The sequence below is a fragment of the Microbacterium sp. genome (assembly GCF_052099035.1).
GTDB lineage: Bacteria > Actinomycetota > Actinomycetes > Actinomycetales > Microbacteriaceae > Microbacterium.
Genome location: NZ_JBQDSX010000148.1, coordinates 1 through 2,767, shown reverse-complemented (window position 1 = coordinate 2,767; position 2,767 = coordinate 1). Strand labels below are relative to the sequence as shown.

The window sequence follows — 2,767 nt, the reverse complement described above, 5'->3', positions numbered from 1 at the left end:
GCGCCGTGAGCGTCACCGCAGCCCAGGGATTCGTCGCCGCCGGCGTCGCGGCCGGACTCAAGTCGACCGGCAAGCCCGATGTCGCGCTCGTCGTCAACCGCGGGCCGCAGAAGACGGCGGCCGCGGTGTTCACCTCGAACCGCGCGAAGGCCAACCCGATCATCTGGTCGGCGGAGGCCATCAAGGACGGCAAGGCCGAGGCCATCGTGCTCAACTCCGGCGGAGCGAACTGCTTCACGGGCTCGTTCGGCTTCCAGACCTCGCACCAGACGGCCGAGAAGGCCGCGGAGCTGCTCGGCGTCGGCGCGGTCGACGTGCTCGTGTGCTCGACGGGCCTGATCGGCACGGGCGACGAGGTGTTCCGGCAGAAGGTGCTCGACGGCACGACGGCGGCGGCCGCGGCGCTGAGCGCCGACGGCGGCGAGAGCGCCGCGCGCGCGATCATGACCACCGACACGGTGCCGAAGCAGGCGACGCGCTCCGAGGGCGGCTGGACGATCGGCGGCATGGCGAAGGGCGCGGGCATGCTCGCGCCGGGCCTTGCGACGATGCTCGTCGTCATCACGACCGACGCCGAGCTCACGCCGGACGAGGCGGATCAGCACCTGCGCGCCGCCACGCGGACGACGTTCGATCGGCTCGACTCCGACGGCGCGATGTCGACGAACGACCAGGTCACGCTGCTGGCCAGCGGCGCCTCCGGCATCGCCGCCGACGCCGACGCGTTCCGCGCCGCGCTGACCGACGTCTGCCTCGACCTTGCGACCCAGCTGATGGGCGACGCCGAGGGCGCGAGCCACGACATCCTCATCACGGTCACGGGGGCCGAGACCGAAGACGACGCGGTCACGGTCGGCCGGTCGGTCGCCCGCAACAGCCTGTTCAAGACCGCCGTGTTCGGCAACGACCCCAACTGGGGGCGCGTGCTCGCGGCGATCGGCACGACCGATGCGCGGTTCGACCCGTACGACACCGACGTGACGATGAACGGGGTGCGGGTGTGCACGAAGGGCGGACCCGACCGCCCGCGGGAAGACGTCGACCTCACGCCCCGCACGACGACCGTCGAGATCGACCTGCGCTCGGGCTCCGAGTCGGCGACGATCATGACCAACGACCTGACGCACGCCTACGTCCACGAGAACAGCGCATACTCCTCATGACACCGATCGATCTCCAGCAAACGAGCCCCGAAGAGGCCGAGTTCAAGGCCTCCACGCTCATCGAATCCCTGCCGTGGCTCAAGCAGTACCGCGACGAGATCGTCGTGGTGAAGTACGGCGGCAACGCGATGATCTCGGAGGAGCTGCAGGAGGCATTCGCCGAGGACATCGCCTACCTGCGGTACGTCGGCATCAAGCCCGTCGTCGTGCACGGCGGCGGCCCGCAGATCTCGAACATGCTCGACCGCCTGGCGATCCCGAGCGAGTTCAAGGGCGGGTACCGCGTCACCTCGACCGAGGCGATCAGCGTGGTCCGCATGGTGCTCACAGGCCAGATCAACCCGCAGCTGGTCGCGAAGATCAATTCGCACGGGCCGTTCGCGGTGGGGATCTCGGGGGAGGACGCCGCGCTGTTCGGCGGCCGCCGCCGCGGCGTGATGATCGACGGCGTCGAGGAGAGTCTCGGCCGCGTCGGCAACGTCGAGCGGGTGGATCCGACGCCCGTGCTCGACCACCTGCGGGCCGACCGGATCCCGGTGGTCGCGGGCGTCGCCCCCGACCTCGACAACCCGGGCCACACCCTCAACATCAACGCCGACGCGGCCGCCTCCGCGCTCGCGCGGGCGCTCGGCGCGAAGAAGCTCGTGATCCTCACGGATGTTCCCGGCCTCTATGCCGACTGGCCGAACCGCGATTCGCTCGTCTCGCACCTGACCGCGGCCGAGCTCACCGACCTCATGCCCAAGCTCGAATCGGGCATGATCCCGAAGATGCAGGCCTGCCTCGACGCCGTCACCGACGGCGTGCAGAAGGCCTCGATCATCGACGGACGGGTGCCGCACTCGGTGCTCGTCGAACTCTTCACCAGCAACGGAATCGGAACGGAGGTCTCGGCATCATGACGCAGAACTGGAAGGACGAGGCCGGCCGCGACCTGATGAGCCTGGGCGGCCGTCTCGCGAACCTCGAGCGCGGCAAGGGATCCCACGTGTGGGACACCGACGGTGGCCGTTACCTCGATTTCCTCGGCGGCATCGCCGTGAACTGCCTCGGCCACGCCCACCCGGTCGTCATTGACGCCATCACGCAGCAGGCCGGCCGCCTCATCCACGTGTCGAACTACTTCGCCACGCCCCAGCAGCTCGAGCTCGCGTCGCGCCTCAAGCGGCTCGCGGGCACGGGCGACGAGGGGCGCGTGTTCCTCGCGAACGCGGGCACCGAGGCCAACGAGACAGCGATCAAGCTCGCGCGTTTGCACGGCAACAAGCACGGCCTGGGCACGATCCTGTGCCTGAACGGCGCGTTCCACGGGCGCACCACGGGCGCGCTCGCGCTCACGCCGAAGCCCGCGTACCAGGATCCGTTCGCGCCGCTCATGCCGGGAGTGAAGGCGATCGACCCCACGATCGCGGCGCTCGAAGAGGCGTTCGCGGCGGGTGACGTGGCGGCGATCTTCGCCGAGCCGATCCAAGGCGAGGCCGGGGTCGTTCCGCTGCCCGAGGGCTTCCTCGTGCGGGCGCGCGAACTCGCGACCGAGCACAACGCCCTTCTCATCCTCGATGAGGTGCAGACCGGATCCGGCCGCACGGGCGAGTGGTTCGCCC

Annotated in this window: 3 protein-coding genes; all 3 read left to right on the top strand. The window is 69.9% G+C overall.

All coding sequences use genetic code 11. The features are described from left to right. Positions 1-5: 5 nt before the first annotated feature. Positions 6-1,163 carry a bifunctional glutamate N-acetyltransferase/amino-acid acetyltransferase ArgJ gene (argJ, locus tag ACTIAO_RS17595; protein WP_441907347.1) on the top strand — a complete coding sequence of 386 codons (1,158 nt, stop codon included), beginning with the start codon at positions 6-8 and terminating at the stop codon, positions 1,161-1,163. Then, positions 1,160-2,065, top strand: a complete 906-nt coding sequence (argB, locus tag ACTIAO_RS17590; RefSeq protein ID WP_029152232.1) for an acetylglutamate kinase — start codon at positions 1,160-1,162, stop codon at positions 2,063-2,065. The genes argJ and argB overlap by 4 nt, the downstream gene beginning before the upstream one ends. Continuing rightward, the coding region (locus tag ACTIAO_RS17585) for an aspartate aminotransferase family protein (RefSeq protein ID WP_441907346.1) at positions 2,062-2,767 on the top strand (706 nt) is incomplete at its 3' end. The genes argB and ACTIAO_RS17585, both read left to right, overlap by 4 nt.